At 48.4% G+C, this 20,992-nt stretch carries 22 protein-coding genes and 1 tRNA gene; 16 read left to right on the top strand and 7 right to left on the bottom strand.

Annotated elements, in window-relative coordinates; genetic code table 11:
* Positions 1-131 precede the first annotated feature (131 nt).
* Entirely contained in the window at positions 132-548 is a 417-nt protein-coding gene (locus tag NSQ57_RS19260) for a hypothetical protein (RefSeq protein WP_069011025.1), read from the top strand.
* Between the two features lie 219 nt (positions 549-767).
* Here NSQ57_RS19260 and NSQ57_RS19255 read toward each other — a convergent pair whose 3' ends face one another.
* A complete protein-coding gene (locus NSQ57_RS19255) occupies positions 768-1,895 on the bottom strand; it encodes an SGNH/GDSL hydrolase family protein (protein ID WP_341071203.1) in 1,128 nt (375 codons plus the stop codon).
* Between the two features lie 257 nt (positions 1,896-2,152).
* Positions 2,153-2,866: a GT-D fold domain-containing glycosyltransferase gene (locus NSQ57_RS19250; protein ID WP_165148703.1), complete on the bottom strand. Its 714-nt coding sequence runs from the start codon at positions 2,864-2,866 to the stop codon at positions 2,153-2,155.
* 215 nt (positions 2,867-3,081) lie between these two features.
* On the opposite strand from NSQ57_RS19250, the gene NSQ57_RS19245 reads away from it, so the two are divergent.
* The 5 genes from NSQ57_RS19245 to NSQ57_RS19225 are packed head-to-tail and all read left to right on the top strand — an operon-like array spanning position 3,082 to position 8,121.
* On the top strand, positions 3,082-3,789 hold the full coding sequence (locus NSQ57_RS19245) for a glycosyltransferase family A protein (RefSeq protein ID WP_029518347.1): 708 nt from the start codon (positions 3,082-3,084) through the stop codon (positions 3,787-3,789).
* A gap of 19 nt (positions 3,790-3,808) precedes the next feature.
* Entirely contained in the window at positions 3,809-4,789 is a 981-nt protein-coding gene (locus NSQ57_RS19240; RefSeq protein ID WP_341071202.1) for a polysaccharide biosynthesis protein, read from the top strand.
* A 2-nt stretch (positions 4,790-4,791) separates the two neighbouring features.
* Positions 4,792-6,141, top strand: a complete 1,350-nt coding sequence (locus tag NSQ57_RS19235) for a nucleotide sugar dehydrogenase (RefSeq protein ID WP_341071201.1) — start codon at positions 4,792-4,794, stop codon at positions 6,139-6,141.
* Entirely contained in the window at positions 6,134-7,009 is an 876-nt protein-coding gene (locus tag NSQ57_RS19230) for a methyltransferase domain-containing protein (RefSeq protein ID WP_341071200.1), read from the top strand. Before NSQ57_RS19235 ends, NSQ57_RS19230 begins: the two co-directional genes overlap by 8 nt.
* Positions 7,006-8,121, top strand: a complete 1,116-nt coding sequence (locus NSQ57_RS19225; protein WP_029518351.1) for a glycosyltransferase family 2 protein — start codon at positions 7,006-7,008, stop codon at positions 8,119-8,121. The genes NSQ57_RS19230 and NSQ57_RS19225 overlap by 4 nt, the downstream gene beginning before the upstream one ends.
* Here the strand turns inward: NSQ57_RS19225 and NSQ57_RS19220 are convergent.
* Complete coding sequence (locus NSQ57_RS19220) at positions 8,113-8,991, bottom strand: DUF72 domain-containing protein (RefSeq protein WP_165148712.1); 879 nt, start codon at positions 8,989-8,991, stop codon at positions 8,113-8,115. The two genes, NSQ57_RS19225 and NSQ57_RS19220, sit on opposite strands and share 9 nt — an antisense overlap.
* Before the next feature lie 254 nt (positions 8,992-9,245).
* Here NSQ57_RS19220 and NSQ57_RS19215 point away from each other — a divergent pair, with 254 nt between their 5' ends.
* The 5 genes from NSQ57_RS19215 to NSQ57_RS19195 all read left to right on the top strand — a co-directional run bounded on the left by NSQ57_RS19215 (position 9,246) and on the right by NSQ57_RS19195 (position 13,556).
* Positions 9,246-10,031, top strand: a complete 786-nt coding sequence (locus tag NSQ57_RS19215) for a class I SAM-dependent methyltransferase (RefSeq protein ID WP_165148715.1) — start codon at positions 9,246-9,248, stop codon at positions 10,029-10,031.
* Positions 10,032-10,053: 22 nt separating this feature from the next.
* A complete protein-coding gene (locus NSQ57_RS19210) occupies positions 10,054-11,064 on the top strand; it encodes an MBL fold metallo-hydrolase (protein ID WP_029518354.1) in 1,011 nt (336 codons plus the stop codon).
* 75 nt (positions 11,065-11,139) lie between these two features.
* Entirely contained in the window at positions 11,140-11,775 is a 636-nt protein-coding gene (locus tag NSQ57_RS19205) for an SDR family oxidoreductase (protein ID WP_029518355.1), read from the top strand.
* Between the two features lie 245 nt (positions 11,776-12,020).
* A complete protein-coding gene (locus tag NSQ57_RS19200) occupies positions 12,021-12,659 on the top strand; it encodes a TetR/AcrR family transcriptional regulator (RefSeq protein ID WP_029518356.1) in 639 nt (212 codons plus the stop codon).
* Positions 12,660-12,764: 105 nt separating this feature from the next.
* Positions 12,765-13,556 carry an SDR family oxidoreductase gene (locus tag NSQ57_RS19195; protein WP_165148718.1) on the top strand — a complete coding sequence of 264 codons (792 nt, stop codon included), beginning with the start codon at positions 12,765-12,767 and terminating at the stop codon, positions 13,554-13,556.
* 142 nt (positions 13,557-13,698) lie between these two features.
* Here the strand turns inward: NSQ57_RS19195 and NSQ57_RS19190 are convergent, their stop codons facing one another.
* Both NSQ57_RS19190 and NSQ57_RS19185 read right to left on the bottom strand, forming a co-directional pair.
* On the bottom strand, positions 13,699-14,136 hold the full coding sequence (locus NSQ57_RS19190) for a GNAT family N-acetyltransferase (RefSeq protein WP_069011036.1): 438 nt from the start codon (positions 14,134-14,136) through the stop codon (positions 13,699-13,701).
* A gap of 69 nt (positions 14,137-14,205) precedes the next feature.
* The gene (locus NSQ57_RS19185; protein ID WP_069011037.1) at positions 14,206-14,763 is read right to left on the bottom strand and encodes a phosphatidylglycerophosphatase A; all 558 of its coding nucleotides are present in this window, start codon (positions 14,761-14,763) and stop codon (positions 14,206-14,208) included.
* A 152-nt stretch (positions 14,764-14,915) separates the two neighbouring features.
* Between NSQ57_RS19185 and NSQ57_RS19180 the strand changes: the two genes are divergently transcribed.
* The 3 genes from NSQ57_RS19180 (at position 14,916) to NSQ57_RS19170 (ending at position 17,643) form a co-directional block, all read left to right on the top strand.
* Complete coding sequence (locus NSQ57_RS19180) at positions 14,916-15,974, top strand: GerMN domain-containing protein (RefSeq protein ID WP_342425174.1); 1,059 nt, start codon at positions 14,916-14,918, stop codon at positions 15,972-15,974.
* A gap of 275 nt (positions 15,975-16,249) precedes the next feature.
* Positions 16,250-17,011, top strand: coding sequence for a ribonuclease PH (gene rph, locus NSQ57_RS19175; RefSeq protein ID WP_013311675.1), 762 nt, complete (start codon positions 16,250-16,252; stop codon positions 17,009-17,011).
* Positions 17,011-17,643: an XTP/dITP diphosphatase gene (locus tag NSQ57_RS19170; protein ID WP_069011039.1), complete on the top strand. Its 633-nt coding sequence runs from the start codon at positions 17,011-17,013 to the stop codon at positions 17,641-17,643. The genes rph and NSQ57_RS19170 overlap by 1 nt, the downstream gene beginning before the upstream one ends.
* A gap of 95 nt (positions 17,644-17,738) precedes the next feature.
* Here the strand turns inward: NSQ57_RS19170 and asnB are convergent, their stop codons facing one another.
* The gene (gene asnB, locus NSQ57_RS19165) at positions 17,739-19,583 is read right to left on the bottom strand and encodes an asparagine synthase (glutamine-hydrolyzing) (RefSeq protein ID WP_342425173.1); all 1,845 of its coding nucleotides are present in this window, start codon (positions 19,581-19,583) and stop codon (positions 17,739-17,741) included.
* A 163-nt stretch (positions 19,584-19,746) separates the two neighbouring features.
* Between asnB and NSQ57_RS19160 the strand changes: the two genes are divergently transcribed.
* Positions 19,747-20,106: a hypothetical protein gene (locus tag NSQ57_RS19160; protein ID WP_013311672.1), complete on the top strand. Its 360-nt coding sequence runs from the start codon at positions 19,747-19,749 to the stop codon at positions 20,104-20,106.
* A gap of 324 nt (positions 20,107-20,430) precedes the next feature.
* Here NSQ57_RS19160 and NSQ57_RS19155 read toward each other — a convergent pair whose 3' ends face one another.
* The gene (locus tag NSQ57_RS19155; RefSeq protein WP_342425172.1) at positions 20,431-20,724 is read right to left on the bottom strand and encodes a DUF4870 domain-containing protein; all 294 of its coding nucleotides are present in this window, start codon (positions 20,722-20,724) and stop codon (positions 20,431-20,433) included.
* Between the two features lie 174 nt (positions 20,725-20,898).
* On the opposite strand from NSQ57_RS19155, the gene NSQ57_RS19150 reads away from it, so the two are divergent.
* Positions 20,899-20,972 (top strand) — tRNA-Arg (locus NSQ57_RS19150).
* The last annotated feature ends 20 nt before the right edge of the window (positions 20,973-20,992 follow it).

The following is a 20,992-nucleotide window of genomic DNA, read 5'->3' as shown; positions in this document are numbered from 1 at the left end:
TAAAGCTTATATCATATGTATTTACTATCGGTTATTTTGAGCTGAATTGATAGATTTATTACTAATTTGTCCAATACGCCAAAGAATTTCTTGCATAACATGGAGTATCTTGCAATTTGGAGGGATAAGGTATGGGTTTTTTTCTGGATATGAGAAGCTCCACCAATTCATCAAAGACAGGTGAAGGTCCCGATATTCAACTGGGTCCTATACCGGAGCGATTCGGTTTGATTACTCTGCGAACCTTTCTTGTGCCAGGTCCGATTGTGACTTTTAGTGGTTCCATTGGTCTAATCGGTGAGCTTGGCGATACGTATGCAGTTGAAATCGTGCGTGGAGCCGACTATGATCCGAGCGAGGTAGTCTACCGCGCCGAGGGGGTACTGGGCGTGACCGGATCTAATGAAACGCAAGCTTTTAATGCACAGGATCTATCCGCTCCATTGGCAATACAAACAGTATATTCTTCTTATATTTCTGGTGTTTCGACCACTGTTCGTAATGGTCCAGAGGTATTCACGGGCATCGCTTCGACTCCGTTTCTGTAAATATATCAGGTGAATATTTCTTTAGTAAATACTCGCTGCCTGTTCGTGGTTCTCCTAGGATAGGCCGCTGCGCAGAAGCTCAACTAGCCACGAGCATAGACAGACAGCTGCTACAGACTCGTGGCTATAATTCTCAACAACACTGAGAGCACAAATGACCTAGTTGTTGTAATTTCCTTTATGAGCGTGTTCTACAAAGTTGATCGTGCTTCTCGGATTCTATTTCTTAAGAATCTCTCGCAAATACACTGTCAACTCATCTGCCGCTTTGGTATGGGCGGGGAGCCCGGGATGGCTGCGAGACCCTATCGTTTCTTCCGTCGTGTTAGGCAGTTGGAATACAGACACATTCCCATCCCTCGTTCTTTTCTTGTATGCATCTACTGATCGGTAGATTGAGGGCATCATAGGAGTATCCAGCATCCCATAGGCCCATACAATATGAGCCGCAGGATTGCAATTCCGAAGCTTGACAAGAAAACATTCGATAGCGCTTTCAAAAGCTTGTAAATCTTCTTCATTGAATGTGCCGTCCTCGTTCAAGCGTTGCTTGTACACTTTACCGCTTGCTGGGTCCGTCCATGCAGGAGAATAAAAGGCTCCCCCGTCATTAGTCCCCAAATTCACTACGACCACGTCCGGCTGCCATGAGGTAAAATCATGATCTGAAAATGCCCCTAATGCTTCATTTCTCTCACCGGTCAGCACACCACATATCTGTTCATAATATGCCGGTATGTGCGTATCGGGATTATTATCCCAGCCCGTTAGGACACCCCAGCCGCTTTGTGAAAACACTCGGTAGTCCGCATTTAGTGCTTCGGCTGTTATGGCTGTATAATTGCGTAGTGCTGTGAACAGCATGGGAACCCAGTCTGTCTCGTCCTTCGCTCCAATCGTTCCTTCTCCCGAGGTAATGCTGTCACCGATAAATTCCACCTTGAGGGGCTTATCAGTGACCGGTAGCAATTCTCCGTCAACCTTCAGGGCATGAATTTGCAACAAGCAGTGCGGGTCCGAACTCATAGGCTGGACATCCTTGACCACACGGACATTTTTGACTGTATCAGGGTTTAACCCTCTCAAAAGACAGATCCAATGCCGTCCTGCAGTCACCATCAGGCGACTCATCGGGACACCATTGATGACAATACTGATCCAGGGTTCATACACCTGGTAATCGGCCTCAATTTCAATCCACAGCTCTGAGCCTTTGATATTCAATTCAATGCCACTGCCTGTCCAAAATAGAGTAAGCGGTGTACGTGTTTGCGTAGTTCGACCATGAACCTTTATATGCTTTGCTTTTGTAAGTGTGTATGTCTTCAATCTCTTGTTATGTGACAATTAAACACCCTCCTCATGGTTTTTAATGAATGCTAGTTTCTGTAATATTGTAAAAGAAGTGACAGGAAATCTCAAATTCTATTTCTAAACAAGCAAGGGCTCAAAGCTTTATATGGATTATCCTTTTTGATCACGCTTTAGAACCACATATGATATCAAAAAGGCACCAGCAAAATTGAAATTTGCTAGTGCCTTTTCGATATACGGAGCAAAGATTACTTGCTAAGTGGATTTTTTCACAAATATTATTTTATCTATTAATTAGCTTTGCCGAACATGACGATATTAGTCGCCTTGCCGAAGTCTATACCTACTTTGCCAGTGATTTCTGCTGTTTTTTGTGCTAACACGACTGCATTGACACCACAAGAGAACAGGGCAATGTCAAAGTCATCTTTGTGTGCTGCGATCCATTGGAGTGTTTCAGGCATTTGTTCATATTGATGAAATGCCAGCGTGTGCGCGATATGCAGCTTGTACGGATCAGCCTCAAGAACAGGCTTTACTTCAGCGGCCGTCCGGGTGACCAGCAGAATGCGTCGATTTTTCAGCATGTCCCAGAAAGCGGGTGTCCCAGCCAAATACCGATTCAGGCAGGCGTGGCAGGTCAGCGGGGGGGAAAGAGCATAGTGAGCAAAGACCTGATCGGTCAGCTCCCGCTTCATATAGGATGGTGCTTTAATAGATTCGTCATCATATGGCAAAATGCCAGTAATGCTGGCTTTGCTCACTGCCTCAGCCACCGCGTCCCGTAGCTCCGTATTTGGTAGAAACAGTCCCTTTTGACCGAGATTGGCTTTGACCGCCCAACGTTCCTGTAACACCTTTTCCATCGGCCAGACGGTATCCTGCGCCAACACCAAATTTTCACCATCTCCAATACGAATGAGCGAAAAGGACTGGTGCTGATCGAGTGCTAGCTTCAAACGCTTCAGTACCTCGTCCATCTCCAGATACTTTGGATTCGTCATATCATGTTTCCTCCCTGTCGTTCCTGCTTGTTCAACTTTTCAGATGGAGTAAAAAACTTTGTATTCTATCATATGTCGAAAGCGAAAAGGTTTTTGTATGAACGGCTATTCTTTTTGGATTCTACCTATTTTTACAAGATTCGTTGTATCTGTACGTGCCGTTTCAGGAGCGTCTTCATAACTTGAGAGAAGACGGTTGAAAGGGAGGAAGATCAATGAATCGCAAGGTTGTAATTGAAATTAATTTTAATAACTATGGGATGAATCCCAACCGCCTGACACGTGAGTGGATCAGCGAGCGACTGGATATATTCAGAACCTTTACGCTGCGTAGTTTACTCAGTCAGACAAATGCGGATTTCCTATCTGTCGTCAAGCTGGCGGGCGGATGCAGTGACATCGTGGAAGAGGAGCTGGCCCGACATGAGCCCATTCCCGACCACATCCGTTTTGGTACGAGCATCGAAAGTAAACGTCGTATCCATGCGTACATCGAAGGTGCGGACGAACTGCTCATTGCTCGAATAGATTCCGACGATTTGTATCACCAGTCCTTTGTACAACAGTTGCATGATTACAAGTTTCAATCGGAGACGGTTGCGCTGGTGAACCAGATGGGTTACCTGTGGGATGCGGTTGAGGGGCAGATGGCACCGGTGTTTCACCGTTCGCCTTCTTTTTATGTGTTTCGCTATCAAGTGGAAGATTTTCTGAATGATTACCGTGTGGTCATTCCTGGAAAGGGTACGCACGGATATGTAACGGAGCTGCCGCATGAGATCATTCCACTTCGCAACTATGTGAACGTCATTCATGCTGCCAATACTTCGGTGAAAAAAGTGCCGGCGAAGGATCGGCTGTCAGAGAATGAAATGAATGCTGTGCTGGCAGAATTTCTGGGAACAGGCATTGCCAATTCGTAACGGTCAGGAGGAGATTATATTGTTCAAAGGAAAAAAACTGCTGGTGACCGGAGGAACGGGATCTTGGGGGCAACGCCTAACCGCTGAATTGCTGAAGGAGGACCCGGCGGAGATTCGTATTTTCTCACGCGGTGAATTTGCACAGATTGCCATGCAGCGGCAATTTCTATCGGATCCTCGCCTGAATTTCATGATTGGAGATATTCGAGATCTTCAGGCATTGCAGGAGGCATGTCGCGGAGTGGACTATGTATTCCATTTGGCGGCATTAAAGCATGTCCCTGTGTGTGAGAGACAGCCGGAAGAGGCTTTCAAGACGAACGTACACGGTACGGAAAACGTGATCCGGGCCAGCATTGAGCAGGGAGTCGCCAAGGTAATTGATGTCTCTACAGACAAGGCAGTAGATCCGGTGAATGTATATGGCATGACGAAGGCGATAGGTGAAAGACTGATGATCCGCGCCAACACTTTAAGTGAGCGTACTCGCTTTGTGTGTATACGCGGCGGCAACGTGTTGGGGACGAGTGGAAGTGTCGTGCCCCTGTTCAAGCGCCAGATCGCGGATGGGCAGGATTTAACGCTGACGAGCCCAGATATGACACGCTTTTTCCTCACGCTCGGAGAAGCGATTGGCTTGCTGCTGAAGGCTTCTGTCACGGCGATTGGGGGAGAGACACTTGTGATGAAAATGAAGGGCTGCAATATTGCAGATCTGGCAGAAGTGATGAAAGAACAGGCGGGTCAGCCTGCGTTGAAAGTGAAGGAGATTGGTATACGTGGTGGGGAAAAGCTGCATGAGGTGCTGATTTCGCCCTATGAGGTGCCGCATACGTATCGCTATGATGATCGCTATTTTGTTATTCTTCCCCAGCAAGCAGACAAGCGCTTACTGAGCCAATACGGTGGATTGGAACGAGTGAGCTTTGATCAATATCGCTCGGACGATGAGTTAATGGATCGCGCTGGAATTGCTGAGCTACTGCGAGGCATGGAGTAACGATGAAAGAGGTGGGTATTTTGCAGCTTATGGAAAAAATAACTAAAGGAACTGTAAAGGTTGCGGTAATCGGCCTCGGTTATGTAGGGCTGCCCATGGCAGTGGAAATGGCAAAGGCTGGTTATAATGTATATGGTGTGGATTCCGATCCCGTCAAAGTAGCCAAGCTGCTTCAAGGAAAGTCGTACATCATAGACATTGGTGATGATGCATTGGAAGGTCTGATCGGGCAGCAATTGCATCCGGTTACGGATATCAAGGTACTGGAGCATGCGGATATCGTCGTGATCTGCGTGCCTACGCCACTGACGGACGGACACCAACCGGATACGTCCTATATTGAAACGGCTATTGATCAGGCCATACCTCATTTGCGTAGACAGACACTGTTGATTCTGGAAAGCACCACCTACCCGGGGACGACTGAGGAATTGATTCGTCCGGTGATAGAGCAGCGCAGGGGCTGGACGGTGGGGAAAGATTTTTATGTGTGTTTTTCACCGGAACGTGTCGATCCGGGCAGTGTTCATTTTAACATTCGCAACACACCCAAGGTGATCGGCGGCTGCACGCCAGATTGTTTGGCAGTGGGAGTAGGTTTCTATGGGTCCTTTTTGGATCAAATTGTACCGGTCAGCTCGACAACCGTGGCGGAAGCCGCCAAGCTGTTCGAGAATACGTTCCGCAGCGTCAACATTGGAATGGTCAATGAGCTGACAGCCGCCTGTGAGAAAATTGGCATTAATATATGGGAGGTACTGGATGCAGCGGCCACCAAGCCATTCGGCTATATGCCTTTTTATCCGGGACCTGGCATCGGGGGGCACTGTATCCCGGTTGATCCGCTATACTTGTCATGGAAATCCGAGCAGCATGGTTTTCCATTGGAATTCGTGGACTTGGCAGATCGCATGAATCGGCGTATGCCGCTGTATATTGCGGAGCGAATTAAAGCTATGCTTGCTCAGAAAGATAAAGCCATAAACAAGGCCAACATCATTCTGGCAGGTGTGGCCTACAAAAAGGATATTGATGATGTTCGCGAATCCCCGGCTCTTGTCCTGTTCGAGCATTTAACTAAAATGGGTGCTTCGGTTAGCTTCACCGACCCGTATGTATCGAGTTTTAAGCTGAACGGCGAAGAAATCCCATCTCGGACGGCAAATGCCCAGCTATGGGAAAGTGCAGATATCGTAGTCATTACGACAGACCATTCTGTGGTGAACTACCAACAGTTGGTCGACCATGCCCCGCTGGTCTTCGATACACGTAATGCGACAGTGCATTGCACAGGTGGACATGTCGTGATCTTAGGACATCCCGGTGATGGAGGGGGCGCCGCTGTTGGCTAACCGTGATCAGGTAAACGAACGTTATTACGGGCAGATCAATTCGGAAGAATCTCATGAAGCCACCCGCAATAGAATTCACTGGATTTGCCGCCATGTACAGGGCCATACGGTGCTGGATGTTGGGTGCAGTCAGGGCATAACGTCCATTTTGCTTGCGCGGGAAGGTTTTGAGGTAACGGCCATTGATTTGGAAGAGGACAGTATTTCTTATGCAAAAAAAGAACTTCGTCGGGAATCAGCACCCGTCCGGGGAAGAGTCCACTTTCAGTTAAAGGACATTTCACAATTTGAGCGTCCTCCCGGTGGATTTGACACCATTATTTTAGGCGAGATTTTGGAACATTTTGCGCATCCCGACACTCTGCTGGCTCATGCTTATCGCTTGTTGAATAAAAAGGGAACGCTCGTCTTATCTGTACCTTATGGATACCATCCGTTTCATGATCACAAGCGGACTTACTATGCCGGGAGCCTCTCCCGTGTGTTGTATCCTTATTTTGATGAAAAAGCGCTGGAGGTGCATCACAAATATTTGTGCTTTGCCGGCCGCAAGAAGTCGAAAGAACTGCGTGAGGCCAAACCAAAGGTAGAGCATCTGAATGAGTGGATGAAACTGGACGAGGAGCAGTTTCGACTGGTGGAGCAGCAGCATGTTCGCAAAATGAATCAGCGAAAGGCTGCACTCGACAAGGCGGTACAGCGAATCCGGTATATGGAGGAACAACTTTTGCCGATGGAAAGGTATGCACGTGTCGAACAGTTAGACAAGACGCAGGCTGAAAGGAGAGTTGCATATACTGCTGGCGAGTCTACCGGAAAAACGAGGGGAGAATCAGCCAAAGGTAAAGGGGATGACGTGAAGTCATGACTGAGCATCCAATGACCATCAGCTTGTGCATGATCGTAAAGAACGAGGAGCACACACTTACCCGCTGTCTGGATTCGGTCTCAGACCTGATGGATGAAATCATTATTGTGGACACGGGGTCGACGGATCAGACGAAGACGATAGCGGCGCGCTATACGGATCGGCTATATACATTTGAATGGAAGGATGATTTTGCAGCCGCCCGTAATGAATCATTTGACAAGGCGACGTGTTCCTACGTCATGTGGCTGGATGCGGACGATGTGCTGCTGGAGCCGGATCGTGAGCGCCTGCGTGCCTTGAAGCAGCGTTTGTCTAAGGATATCGACGCAGTGGTGATGCCACTTCATTTGGCAGAGGGGGAGCAGGGTGAACTGTTGTTCACCTCACGCCGTATCCGTCTCGTGAAGCGCGAGCGACAATACCGCTGGGAAGGGCGTCTGCATGAGGATCTGGTGATACCTCAGGGGCAAATCGTTCATTCAGATGTGGCAGTAACACACCGCCGAATGCAAGACCACATGCTCCGTAACCAACGTATTCTCGCCCGGTGGATCAGCGAAAGCGGCAAGCTGGAGGGGCGTCTGCTGTATTTGCACGCCAATGAATGTTTTGACCGTAAAGAATATGCCGAGGCGGTAGAGGCGTTCAATCTTCTGTTGGAGGAGCCGAGCGGCTACCGTGAGGATCGGATTACCGCTTGTGCGCGGTCGGCGGAATGCTATCTTCACCTCGGGAAGCCGGAGCAACAGCTGGATCGTCTGTTACGTTCCTTTCGATACGGTGTACCGCAATCAGACTTGTGCTGCATGATCGGTGACTGGTTTTTCACAAGAAACGAATGGAGCACTGCCGCGTACTGGTACGAAAAGGCATTGGAGCAACAGCATCACCTTCCGGGTATGCGACCTGTTCCACTACCATGCTACTCCTGGTTACCTCATGTGCGGCTCAGCCATTGCTATGCCCATGTAGGTCAGCTGGACGCTTCGTATGAGCATAACCAGACCGCTTTACGCTATTTACCTGACGACCCGCATTTACTGGATAATGCACGCAAGCTCAAGGAGGCTATTTCCAACTCCCCACCCTCAGCCCGTTCCTCAAAATAGTTCAAGCTGTTCCGGCCCGTTATTCTCTTCGTGTGGCTTGCGAGGGGGAAAAGGTTTAGGGTCCATGCCAAGCATGGTCATGAGCTGCTTGGCATTAGCAGCGGCGTCTCCACCTGAGTTGTTGTTGAAAATAACACACACCTCGCGGCTTTGCTGCTCCAGCTCCAGCAACCTGTCTCTCCATTCGGTCAACTCTTGTTCATTGTACCGATACAGATAACGAACCTCCCGCCAATTCGGTGCAGAGCTTTGATTCCAGCCCGATATGTTCCGCCCGTGGAGACGTACGATTGTCAGATTACCGTCTGTAGCCAACGGCACAATGGGAACCGACCCTGGTCCTGCCTGCGGCTCGTCGCATACGCTGTGTATCCAGCCTTCTTCACGCATGAATGCCAGCGTTTGTTTCCGAAAATCGGGTGTGAACCAGCTTTGATGTCTGAATTCAAGTACGGATGGGACCTCTCCCATCCTATTTTTTGTGTCTCGCAGTACAGCGACATTCTCACGTGTACAGTCGAACCAGGGTGGGTACTGAAACAGCACGGCTTTGAGCTTGCCCGCTTCGTGAAGAGGCTTTATCGATGCATGCAGTGCTTCGTACATGGCATCTATTGTTTTGAAGTAAGGTTGCTTGCCGCGGGTATGTCCAGTCATGCCTTGGTAGGCTTTGACGAGAAATGAAAAAGAGTCAGGGGTTTCCGCCGCCCAGCGTGCCATACGATCTGTGGGCTGCACCGCATAGAAAGAGCTATCCATTTCTACTACCGGAAAATGGCTTCCATAGATACTTAGTTTTTGGTTAGCTTTGGTACCCGTTGGATACAAGTCATCGTGATCGCCCCAACCCGTAAGTCCAATTTGAATCATAATTTCCCCGCTCCTTTCCTTCATGAAAACTTCTAAAGGCGTTCCCATGAATCATTTTAATGATAAAATGGGGTGAATCACATGAAGTTGGTATGAAGTTCCTATGAATATTTAAGCTCAAATACGGTTATTGTAACATGTTTCCTTATTCAGGATTTTGCAAAACCCTTATTCGTAATGCTTTTGAGTTTCCAGTTTGAAAAAGCTAATATAGTATGTAATAGAGCGAAATGAGTTCATGGAGGAGAAACGATATGGCAGAATGGTACGAGCAAAGCTTTGGGGAAGATTATTTATTGGTATACAAGCATCGCGACTTTCAGGGAGCCTATCAGGAAGTGCAAAAAATGATCTCCTGGCTTAAATTACCGCAAGGCTCCAGCGTATTGGATTTATGTTGTGGGATGGGACGTCATTCGCTTGCGCTCGCAGATGCAGGTTATCAGGTGACAGGTGTGGACCTTTCCAATGTGCTGCTGAGAGAAGCTCGTGCAGCTGATTCCGAAGGACGGGTAAGTTGGCATCAAGGGGATATGAGAGAGGTGCCGCTGGATGAAAGCTATGACGCGGTGATGAATTTGTTCACCTCCTTTGGTTATTTTGAACAGGATGAGGAGCAGCTTAAAGTGCTAAAGGAAATATATCGGCTGTTGAAGCCGGGAGGACGCTTTATCATAGATTATTTGAACCCTGCTTACGTAGCCGCTCATTTGGTACCGCATTCGTCGCGGGAGGATGAAGGGAATTGGATTGAGGAGCATCGGGTCATTGAAGATGGATTTGTGAAAAAGAAAATTGCGATTCGGTCAGCTGCATCCGTTACGGGCACTGAGGCAGCCTCTGCTCTGGGCACGACTCCTACTGAGGGAGAACCTGCGCGCGTGTATCATGAACGAGTGAAGCTATATCCATATGAGAAGTTTCGTGGATTGCTAGAGCAAGCCGGACTATCTGTAGAGCAGGTACACGGAAGCTATAATGAAGATCAATATATTGAAGATGCTTCGCCTCGAATGATTTTTGTCGGCGTGCGGGCTTGAAACAGAAAGGCGGGTGGAAGCCATGAAAATGCCAGAGCTTACACCGTGTGAGCGAATAGACGGAGGCTTTCAGGTCAAAATATCCATGTCCTTTCCGCTGCGCTGGGTGAATAGCTATGTGCTCAAGGGAGAGCACGGTTTTACAATTGTAGACCCGGGGCCGCGCAATATGGACACCGAGGCAGAATGGGCGCATGTCTTCCACCAGCTGGGAATGTCCTTTGGGGATATTTCGGACATTGTGGTCACTCATCATCACCCCGATCATTACGGATTGGCGGGCTGGATGCAGCAGCAAAGTCAGGCTCGTGTACATATGTCAGCCCGAAGCCATAAGGAAGCGATGATGATGTGGGACGCTCCAGAATCGACGGTCGCTATGGAGAACAGGCTTCCCAGCTTTTTTGTCCAGCATGGTTTTCCTTTGGAGCAAGTGCCGGCCTTGGAATTACATATGCGGCAGGCTTATTTGCAAGTGAATCCACAGCCTGAGATTACCGTTATTCCTACCGGCATAGACGCTCGTCTGGAATGGGGTGGACGCAGTTGGCTGCCCGTCGAGACGGGAGGGCATGCGCCCGGACATATGTCCTTATATGACCCGAATAGCGGTGTTATCCTCTGCGGTGACGCAGTTTTGCCGCAGATTTCTCCTAATATCAGTCTGCTGCCGGGCAGTGATGCCCAGCCGTTGAAGTCTTATGTAGACGGCTTGCAGCGTCTAGGTAAGCTGGAGGTAGCGTGGGCATATCCGGGGCACCGCAATCCGTTTGGTTATTTTCGGGAGCGGACGCAAGCGTTGCTGGCACATCATGAAGAACGACTGGAGAAATTTCAGCAGCTGATCCAACCGGAGGGAAGCACAGCCTATGAGCTGTGCATTGCCATGTTCGGTGGCAAGCTGGGTATTCACCAGCTAAGGTTTGCCATGTCCGAGACGCTGGCTCATCTGGTGGAGCTGGTGCGCCGTGAACGGGCCTCTATGAGCGAGACGAACCCAATCACGCGCTTCTATCCCTTTTGCCGTCAATAGTCACGGAAAGTTGACCAACAAGTGACATAACGAAACAACATGACAAGCGGCATGCATGCCGGAAAAGAGGACTTTATGAATTTGCTGCTGCTGGGAGCTACCGGACGCGTAGGACGGTATATATTAGATTATGCGTTAGCGGACGGTCATACCGTTACGGTCCTTGTTCGTTCACCGGACAAGTTGGAGGATTACATACCTGGATATGGGAATCAGCTGCAAATCGTACAAGGCGATGCCACTAATGGAGAGGACGTAGCACAGGCGCTGAAGGGTGGGGCGACGACTGTGATCAGTGCGCTGAATACGGATGGAACGACTACCTTATCCGTTAATATAGCCCTGCTGATCCGGCTCATGCAGGAACAGTCCATTTCTCGGCTCATTACGGTAGGAACGGCAGGAATTTTGCAAAGCCGGACCGAACCGGACCTGTATCGTTACGAGTCCTACGATACCCGACGACGCAGCACTCGTGCGGCCCAGGAACATCGGCGAGTGTACGAATTGCTGCGTGAATCGGCACTAGACTGGACAATCGTATGTCCAACCTATCTACCGGACGGAGCGCGGACAGGTATTTATCGCGTGGAAAAAGATTTTTTGCCTGAAGGTGGCTCACAAATTACCACCGCGGATACGGCTGATTTTACTTATTGGCAATGCAAGAGTTACGAATTTATCCGTACACGGGTAGGTATTGCCTACTGATCGTGAAACACCCAACATAGCTTCATTTTTAAGCAATCAACCAGAGCACGGTAAGTGTATCTACTTATTGTGTTTCTTTTTTTATTTGACAAATACTCAGGCTTAGAATACTATGGTTCTTAACGGAAACACCGTTTCCCGAAAGTCTTGTGTAGTTCTTTAATTTATTATAGTAGCAACAAGCAACAGTTTTTAATAAGCCAGGATTTTGCAAAATCCTCAAGCAAAAGGAAGTGCATTCAATCATGTCCGAGCCATCGCCTCCCTATAAAACCTATTCGGAAGTGAAGCAACAGCAGCAGCAATTGCTACGTAAAAATGTCATCGATGCCGCATGCATCCTTCTTGTGGAAGAAGGGCCTGAGGCTGTGACCGTACGGCGAGTTGCGCAGAAATTAAGCTGTTCCACCAAGATCATTTACAATATTTTTGGCAGTAAGGATGGTCTTGCCAATGAGATGTACCTGGATGGATGTCGGCTATTGGCTGAAACCTTCCAGCAAGTACCTGTTACCGAAAGCGTACTCGCTGATCTGGAAGCTCTATGCTGGGCGTACTGGGAATTTGCACAGCTCCATTCAGCCTATTATAAAATGATGTTTGGCGGGGCATTGTCTGATTTCAAGCCCGATGAACAGAGCTTGGAGGGGACCACAACGGCACTGTCACGAATTCTGCAAACCGTCATACACGCTATGGAGCAGGGAGCATTGAAAGAGCATGATCCGTTGCTGGTTGTCCGGATGTTTTGGTCTGCTTTACATGGGGTCATACATCTTCAGTTTGCAGGTCATTTTTCAGATGTAGATATGGCTCAAGGGGTGTATGCATTTACACTGAAGAATACGCTCGTAGCATTTAAAACATCCTCATCCCCATCGTAAAAATGAAGTGTACTGAGGTCGTCATAGTAGATGACTTCAGTTCATTATAGAGTAGTGGTAACAATGTTTCTAAAATAAAACAACGATACTATGGAGGTTATCATCATGTTTATGTACGCAAACAAAACAGCACTGATCACAGGGGCATCATCCGGTATTGGCGAGGCATTTGCCTATTCGCTCGCAGCTAAGAAATGTGACCTCATTTTGGTAGCTCGGAATGAAACCAAATTAGAAGCGCTGGCCAAGGAGCTCATAGCTAAATATAACGTAAAAGCAACAGTGATTGCGCTGGATCTTTCCACACCCGGAGCATCCCAGACATTGCATCAGGAGGTTCAAAAACAACAGCTAAAGGTAGATCTCCTGATTAACAACGCGGGTTTTGCCACCTATGGATACTTTGAGCAGGTTTCAGGAGAACGACAGCATGAGGAAGTGATGCTCAATGTGGCTGCTTTAGTCGACATCACACATGCATTTATGCCTGATTTATTGCGTAAGCGGGATGGGGGACTCATCAATGTTTCTTCCACAGCCGCATTTCAGCCCGATCCATATATGGCCGTATATGGAGCAACCAAAGCATTTGTGCTTTCTTTTACTGAAGCGCTATGGGCCGAAAATCGGAAACGGGGGCTTAAAGTTTTGGCCCTTTGTCCAGGCTCAACAGAAACGCCGTTTTTTGATATTGTTGGCGCAAGTGAAGCGTCAATTGGAATTAGGGAAACTCCCCAAACCGTTGTGAAGAACGCGTTGAGAGCATTTGAAAAGGGACGTAGTCACATCATTTCCGGTCGCCAAAACTATTGGGTAGCTCAGGTGTCCCGGTTCTTCTCTCGTCAATCCACGCTGGGAATTGTAGAACGTGCACTGCGTCCACAAAATGGATTGTAATTTATGAATGAAGGTAATCTGAGCTTGAAATGTTAGAATGGCAATGAATAAGCTGTGAGTATTATGCACCGGGTCTGATCGTTTATAGCTCGACTTGAATCAGACCCGGTGTTCCTATTTGTATAGATCAAGCGCTTAGATCCTATTCTAGTCCTCGGGAATATAGTAAAATTCCATCCCGTTTCTCCCAGCCATTAGCTGACCAGAAGCGTTGACCCCCTGCGTTATGCTCCATCACAAACAGATGACATTTATCAATGCCTTCTCTCAGCAAAGCAGATAACGCTTTATCCACCAATCTGGGCGCGATCCCTTGACCACGATGTGCTGCAGCTACACCCAGATGATACAGAAACCCCCTGCGACTATCGTGGCCCGCTAAAATCGTGCCTATGATGTTTCCGTTGTACTCACAGACAAAGCTAAGTCCTTCGTTCCGTTGTAAAAAGCGTGCAATTCGCTCCGGTGAGTCGGCCTCGCTTAATCCCAATCCGTCTAAGCCATTCCACAGCTCAATGGCTTGATCATAATCATTAGCCTGCATCGTACGGAATGCATACCCTTCAGTAATGTTTGCCATGTCTAGTTCTCCTCTAACCCTTATATATCTGTTATATTCCCACGCGTTGTTTGTTATTTAGCATGTTGTTTAACGTGTTGTATTCGGTGCGCTTTCTTCCCCAAGCTCCTGCTCACGCTCTGCCTGTTTGCGATGGGCGATACGGCTGCTGGCCGAAGCTGCGATAGCGCCCACAATGTCGTCCAGGAACGTATGGATCGGCCCGAGGCTTTTATCATTCAGGCGTTCCAGCACACCTGGTTTGAGTTTATCGACATAACCGTAATTGGTGAATCCAATGCTGCCGTACACATTTACAATGGAAAAGGCCAGAATTTCATCCACCCCGTATAATCCCTCATCATTTTCAATCATATCCTGCAATGGGGGAAGAAGAGCGCCCTGTTCTGCAAGGATATCCAGTTGGATGCCCGTGAGCACGGCATTTTGAACCTCGCGCTTCATCAGTACCTTGTCCACATTCTCCATACATTCTTCCATCGTTAGGGTTGGGTAATATTTTTTCTGTAAAAGCATGACCAGTTCTGCGATTTCAGTCATGTTAACGCCACGCTTGTGCAGCCACTCGCGTGTGGCATCAGCTACCTTTTTACTGTTCAGGCTGTAAGGTACTTTTTTCTTGTCCATAAAATTGAAGTTACCCTCCTCGTATAGATCCTGATTTCTACTGCAATTATGACCAGTGTGTCCAGTCTGCTGAAAAAGTAGTTATTTTTTACGCGAGGCTTGTATACATATTAGTACAATCTGTACAAAATTGTTAGGGAGGAACTTCACTTATGAATATAAAACACCCATGGCGTATGACCTCTGTAGCTGGACTGCTATCCCTACCCCTGTTGTTGTCAGGCTGCAGCCTTTTCGGCAACGAATCGGCATCCATTGACCCCCCGCCGTCCACGACAGAGCAGTCCATGATTAAGGCTGTAACCGGAAAAGCACCTGCCAGTACAGGGCAACTGAGGGCTGTTTTTTTGCAAGATCATAACGGTTTGCTGGCCCCGGTATCTTTACCGATGGCTACAGGGGATGTACAGGCAGATGCCAAGTCGGCGCTGGAAGCCCTGGTTGAGGGGGGGCCGTATGCCGGATTATTGCCAGAGGGATTTAAAGGTGTAATTCCCCAAGGCACGGAAGTGAAAAGTGTGACAGTGGACAAGAACAACAAGCTGGCTGTTGTCGAATTCAACAAATCTTTCGCCAACTATAAGCCACAGGATGAACGAAAATTAATGGAGAGCTTGACCTGGACCCTGACCGACCGTCCTGATATTGAGAGCGTACAGATCTGGGTGGAGGGCAAAAAGCTGAACGAAATGCCTGTTGGCGGCACACCGCTGGATCATCCGTTGACACGTGCAGTAGGTATTAACTTGGAGATTGGTCATGGCGTAACACCACTGGATTCTAGTCCAGTCACTGTGTATTTCTCTTCATCTTCTCCTGCTGGAGTTCAATACTATGTACCTGTAACACGGTTGGTCAGCCCTGAAAAAGATCGTGTCCAGTCAGCACTGCATCAATTGATTCAAGGGCCGCAGACCAAAGATGGGTTACAAGAAGTGATGACAGGAGAGACGGCACTGAAATCAGTAGAACGCTCCAAATACAACGTCATTACGGTATCGCTCTCGGATGATATGTTTGCTAAGGGAGAAGCCGTGCCTGCTGAATTTTTGGAATCGGTTGTGCTGACAGCGGCAGACAATTCAGATGATGCAGTCAAAACAAAAATTCGGATTGAACTGAATGGTGAAAAAAGCGTGATTGGACAAAATAATCAAAATTATGGAGAGCCTGTAGCCAAGCCGCAGCATATTAACGAAATCCCTCTTTAAGGGCGTGTTCAAAAGTCGGCTTTTCAGGACCGAGAAGATTGGATGAAGCTAGGGACTGAGTAGCGGAGCGTAGACAGATCTACGTGAGCAACGGAAGGCCCGGCTGAATTCAAGATTCGACGTTGAATCCGCTTCTTGATTAGCTTCGTCATGGAAAGACGACTTTTTGAACAACCTCTTTAAGGGCGGGAATCGTCCTTGGGGTGCTTTTGCCTGCACACTTTGGTAAAATAAACATATAAGAACAGGTTGCATACGACGTAGGAGGAAAAAGCATGAGTAGATCTAACGGACGAAACGGTGATGAGCTGCGCCCGATGAAATTGACAGCAGGAGTAAATAAATACGCGGAGGGCTCTGTTTTTATAGAGGTTGGCGAGACGAAAGTCATTTGCACGGCTACTGTAGAAGAACGCGTCCCCCCCTTTATGAAGGGACAAGGAAAAGGCTGGGTAACCGCAGAGTATTCCATGCTTCCGCGTGCGACTCATAGCCGTAATCAGCGTGAAGCTGCGCGTGGCAAGCTGACAGGCCGTACCATGGAAATTCAGCGTCTGATTGGAAGAGCATTGCGTTCGGTGGTCAATTTGCAGGCGCTTGGTGAACGGACGATTACGTTGGATTGTGATGTCATTCAGGCGGACGGCGGAACACGTACAACCTCAATTACCGGTTCTTTCGTAGCGTTGGCGATTGCGGTCAATAAAATTGCTACCCAGCACAAGCTGCCTGTTTTTCCAATTACCGATTTTCTGGCTTCCGTCAGCGTAGGGGTTGTAGGTGAAAAAGCGTTGCTGGATCTGAACTATGAAGAGGATTCCAAGGCCAAAGTGGACATGAATCTTGTCATGACTGGCAGTGGAAAATATGTCGAGCTGCAAGGTACAGGTGAAGAAAGCCCATTTGACCGTAACGAATTGGATCAACTGCTTAGCTTGGGCGAACAAGGGATTCTGCAAATGATTGAGCGCCAAAAAGAAGTACTTGGACCGATTGCTGATAAGATCGGTGCTGGACGTACAGGAGCTGGCGCCTAATGCAGCTGGATGGCCCGGTCGTCATTGTCGCTACGAAAAATAAAGGAAAAGTGCGGGAATTTGCGCATGCTTTTGCGCCGTTTGGCAAGGAAGTCAGAAGCATGTACGATTATCCCGACATTCCTGATGTCGTTGAAGATGGCAAAACCTTTGCCGAAAATGCACTGAAAAAGGCTAAAGCGGTTGGAGATGTGCTCGGATTGCCCGTGCTGGCCGATGATTCAGGCCTCTGCGTGGATTTGCTGGACGGTGCACCGGGGGTATACTCTGCCCGTTATGCTGGAGAAGGTGCCAGCGATCACGAAAACAATATTAAGCTGCTCGACGTTCTGGAATCGAAGCAGCTGGGTGATGATACGGGACAGCCTTTGCTAAGCCCGGCTCAATTCGTCTGTACCTTGATTCTGTATAATCCGCAGACTGGCGAGACGCTGGAATCGACAGGTTCCGTGGAAGGCTGGATTACTACTGAAACCGCCGGCAGCGGCGGGTTTGGGTATGATCCGCTGTTTTATTTGCCAGAGTTTGAGAAGACAATGGCCGAGCTGACGTTGGAACAAAAGCAGGCTATCAGTCACCGAGGGATAGCTCTGCGGGATTTGGCAACAAAGCTGGGTAATCCACAGGCATAGCTTGGTAACAGGGGCGAAATTATCCCCCATTCACATAACGAAAAAAGGCTATCCGTCAGTCATGAGTTGCGGATAGCCTTTTTTGTATTTTTAGCTTATCGAATCGCAACCTTGTAAGTGCGCAACCAGTTATCCACTTGGGCCAAATAGGCAAACAACTGCGGACCCGACATCAGTTGACCAAACCAAGGCAGATTGGTGGATGCCTCCGGTGAGGCGGCAATATCGCGTACCTTTTTCGCATCAATCAGCTTGAGCAGTGGGGAAGAGGAGTCATCCAGCAGCTGCAGCGCCTGCTTTTTCACAGCCTCAAGGTAGGAAGGGTTATGCGTTTTTGGATATGGGCTTTTTTTGCGATACAGCACATCATCCGGCAGTACACCCTCAAGCGCCTTGCGCAAAATACCTTTTTCACGTCCGCCTGTCATCTTAATGCTCCACGGAATGTTCCATACATATTGCACCAATCGATGATCGCAATACGGTACCCGCACTTCGAGTCCGGCTCCCATACTCATCCGATCCTTGCGGTCCAGCAGAGTAGGCATAAAGCGGGTGATGTTCAAATAGGACATAACGCGCATTTGTGCAGCTTTTCCTGTTTCTCCTGGTAGCTTCGGCACTTCTCCTACCGCTTCGGAGTAGCGGTCGTTCAAATACTCCAGCGGCTTGATCCAGTCCCGCACTTCGGGAGACAACAGACTGGCTCTCATGTCGGGTGCAACTGCCCACGGGAATGTACCCGAATTCAGCATATCCTCCCGGTGGAACCATGGATATCCGCCAAAAACTTCATCCGCAGCCTCGCCGGAAATAGCGACCGTAGCCCCTTTTTTAATCTCCCGGCAAAAGAGATACAGCGACGAATCCACGTCCGCCATTCCGGGTAAATCCCGCGTTAGCGTGGAGTTGTTCAGAGCTGCTACGACTTCTGGCGTATCGAATTCAATCCAGTGATGATTTGTCCCTAATTCATCCACCATCCGCTGAATCCAGGGGGCATCGGCTCCTGGTTGAAACGCATGGGCTTTAAAATGCTTGTCGTTATCCACATAATCGACCGAATACGTATGAACTTGTCCCTGCCCGGTACGTTTGTAATAATCGACAGCCAATGCGGATAGAGCGCTTGAATCCAACCCGCCAGACAATAAGGTGCACACCGGAACATCCGAAATGAGCTGCCGCTCCACCGTATCCAGCAACAGTTCTCGTACCTTAAGCGCCGTTTCTTCGGTGTTATCCTCATGCGCAATGCTTTCCAGTGTCCAGTAGGCTTGAATGCGCACGCCGTCGCGGCTGTAAGTTAGCGTATGCCCGGGGCGTAGCTCCTTCATAGACGAATAGACGCCGTGTCCGGGGGTACGTGCAGGCCCGATGATAAAAATTTCGGCCAATCCCTCGGCGTCCACTGCTGCTTCTACCGCTGGATGCTGAAGCAGTGCTTTGGGTTCTGAGCCAAATACGAATACTTCTTCGGTCTGGCTATAAAATAGCGGCTTCACTCCCAGCCGATCCCGTGCCAGAAATACCTGCTCCCGCTCACTATCCCAGACTGCAAACGCAAAAATGCCGTTTAACCGATCCACACATTCGGGGCCCCATTCGATATAGGATTCGAGCAGCACCTCCGTGTCGCATTGTGTACGGAAAAAATGCCCGCGCTGTTGCAGCTCTTTTTTCAGCTCAGGCGCGTTATATATTTCCCCGTTATATACAATCGTATAAGTGATATCCTCCAGCTGCCGGATCATGGGTTGAGCGCCATTTTCCGGGTCCATAACGCTCAGTCTTCGGTGTCCGAAGGCACACGGATTGGATATCCAGGTACCCGCAGCATCTGGTCCGCGATCGGAGAGCGTTTGTGCCATATTCAGCAGCAGCTCAGATTGATGCATTAAGTCTCCGTTCCACTGTATGAAACCTGTAATTCCGCACATGTCTGTTCATCCTCTCTTTATCGTGTTCATCCAGTGTTGGAATGAATCAAAAACTAAATCCCCAGTTCAACAGTATATATGCCGAAAAGAAGCATAAAATGTCTGTCCGTTCCGAAAACTACTGATGGGGCAACCCGTCTACTCGCAAGGAAGGAGGAAGACCATGTACTACATCAAGGATGCCAAAATCCGCCGCTTCACTGAACTTGACGGAGTGCGTTGCGCTGAGGTAGAGGTGCGGCCTGGTGCCGCGGATGACCCGGAACTGCTGGTCTATATCACGGCCAAGGATCAGACGGATGGTCAGCATGACTACGACATGGTACGGATCATCCGCAATGACGCCGATCTGGAGCTGGATTGGTACGACAATAACCTGCATTCGGCATTTGAGGAAGTGACAGACAAGGCTTTTACCGATTCTACACACATTACTGCTGGTGAGGAGCGAGAGAAGTTCAAAAAAGAATTGCTCTCGTATGGGCAACTCAGTACAGAGTTCGCCAAGGAGTTCGGGGCATGAGGATATGGTGTGCTATGCCTCGGCTTTTGTTGATTTGGGCCCCGGCGCCATCGCCGGATCAGCGTGAAAGGAGGGGGAAATCATAGACGGCAAAGCGAATTATAAGAAAAATAAAGGCAGCAGTTATATTCACAACAATGAGTTTGCAGAAGAAGTGCTGGAGAAAAACGTAAGACATGAGGTGCGTAGAAGTCCTAAACGCTTTGGGAATAAATAAGCAGCCATAGCCATCGAACTAAATAGCAACAGCAACTCATCAAAAATAACCCTAAAGAAGCCTCTGTATCCCGCCAAGTTTGCGGAATATAGGAGGCTTCTTTTGAACTAAGCCGCTTCACGCAGCGTCATAATTCCTTTGTAGATGTTATACACAAAAACCCTGAGATAGACCACTACGAATAGCAGTACAAACCCGATCACTGAACCTGCATGATTCGCCGTTATAATAAAATACACTAGCGGAATCGCCGCAATAATGGGGAAAATATGCGATAAAATAGCTTTTTTTGCATGTCCCTGAACATATTCGTCCCGTACTGCAATCCACACAATGACAGGCACTAGAAAAGGTGCGAAGAAAATGCTGAAATAACAAAGTGACGACAAAAGACCTCTCACGGATTAACCCCTCCTTTATGCATGGTTCTTTGTACATAATACCCCGTTAGCGTCCAAATGATTCCTTTGCAGCCAGCTTCCCTACATCATGAAAAAAATGCTTTTGACAGTTGCTCGAAATGTGATATAATAATCAATGCGCTGAATACATAAAGTTTTATTGATCACCATCTTGTCCCAGTAGCTCAGCTGGATAGAGCAACGGCCTTCTAAGCCGTCGGTCGGGGGTTCGAATCCCTCCTGGGACGTATAGCAAAAAAAGCTTCCT

The sequence above is a fragment of the Paenibacillus sp. FSL L8-0502 genome, from assembly GCF_038593055.1.
Taxonomy (GTDB): domain Bacteria; phylum Bacillota; class Bacilli; order Paenibacillales; family Paenibacillaceae; genus Paenibacillus; species Paenibacillus polymyxa_D.
The sequence above is the reverse complement of the archived record's forward strand: the minus strand, read 5'-3'. Positions and strand labels throughout refer to the sequence as shown.

Excerpts from the sequence above, each read along its gene's own strand:
- NSQ57_RS19190 (WP_069011036.1), bottom strand. The coding sequence starts at position 14,136 with ATGGCAAACATTACTGAAGGGTATGCATTCCGTACGATGCAGGCTAAT.
- NSQ57_RS19210 (WP_029518354.1), top strand. The coding sequence starts at position 10,054 with ATGAAAATGCCAGAGCTTACACCGTGTGAGCGAATAGACGGAGGCTTT.
- NSQ57_RS19160 (WP_013311672.1), top strand. The coding sequence starts at position 19,747 with ATGTACTACATCAAGGATGCCAAAATCCGCCGCTTCACTGAACTTGAC.
- NSQ57_RS19225 (WP_029518351.1), top strand. The coding sequence starts at position 7,006 with ATGACTGAGCATCCAATGACCATCAGCTTGTGCATGATCGTAAAGAAC.
- NSQ57_RS19215 (WP_165148715.1), top strand. The coding sequence starts at position 9,246 with ATGGCAGAATGGTACGAGCAAAGCTTTGGGGAAGATTATTTATTGGTA.
- NSQ57_RS19180 (WP_342425174.1), top strand. The coding sequence starts at position 14,916 with ATGAATATAAAACACCCATGGCGTATGACCTCTGTAGCTGGACTGCTA.
- asnB (WP_342425173.1), bottom strand. The coding sequence starts at position 19,583 with ATGTGCGGAATTACAGGTTTCATACAGTGGAACGGAGACTTAATGCAT.
- rph (WP_013311675.1), top strand. The coding sequence starts at position 16,250 with ATGAGTAGATCTAACGGACGAAACGGTGATGAGCTGCGCCCGATGAAA.
- NSQ57_RS19220 (WP_165148712.1), bottom strand. The coding sequence starts at position 8,991 with ATGATTCAAATTGGACTTACGGGTTGGGGCGATCACGATGACTTGTAT.
- NSQ57_RS19260 (WP_069011025.1), top strand. The coding sequence starts at position 132 with ATGGGTTTTTTTCTGGATATGAGAAGCTCCACCAATTCATCAAAGACA.
- NSQ57_RS19200 (WP_029518356.1), top strand. The coding sequence starts at position 12,021 with ATGTCCGAGCCATCGCCTCCCTATAAAACCTATTCGGAAGTGAAGCAA.
- NSQ57_RS19205 (WP_029518355.1), top strand. The coding sequence starts at position 11,140 with ATGAATTTGCTGCTGCTGGGAGCTACCGGACGCGTAGGACGGTATATA.
- NSQ57_RS19195 (WP_165148718.1), top strand. The coding sequence starts at position 12,765 with ATGTTTATGTACGCAAACAAAACAGCACTGATCACAGGGGCATCATCC.
- NSQ57_RS19245 (WP_029518347.1), top strand. The coding sequence starts at position 3,082 with ATGAATCGCAAGGTTGTAATTGAAATTAATTTTAATAACTATGGGATG.
- NSQ57_RS19235 (WP_341071201.1), top strand. The coding sequence starts at position 4,792 with ATGAAAGAGGTGGGTATTTTGCAGCTTATGGAAAAAATAACTAAAGGA.
- NSQ57_RS19185 (WP_069011037.1), bottom strand. The coding sequence starts at position 14,763 with ATGGACAAGAAAAAAGTACCTTACAGCCTGAACAGTAAAAAGGTAGCT.
- NSQ57_RS19170 (WP_069011039.1), top strand. The coding sequence starts at position 17,011 with ATGCAGCTGGATGGCCCGGTCGTCATTGTCGCTACGAAAAATAAAGGA.
- NSQ57_RS19250 (WP_165148703.1), bottom strand. The coding sequence starts at position 2,866 with ATGACGAATCCAAAGTATCTGGAGATGGACGAGGTACTGAAGCGTTTG.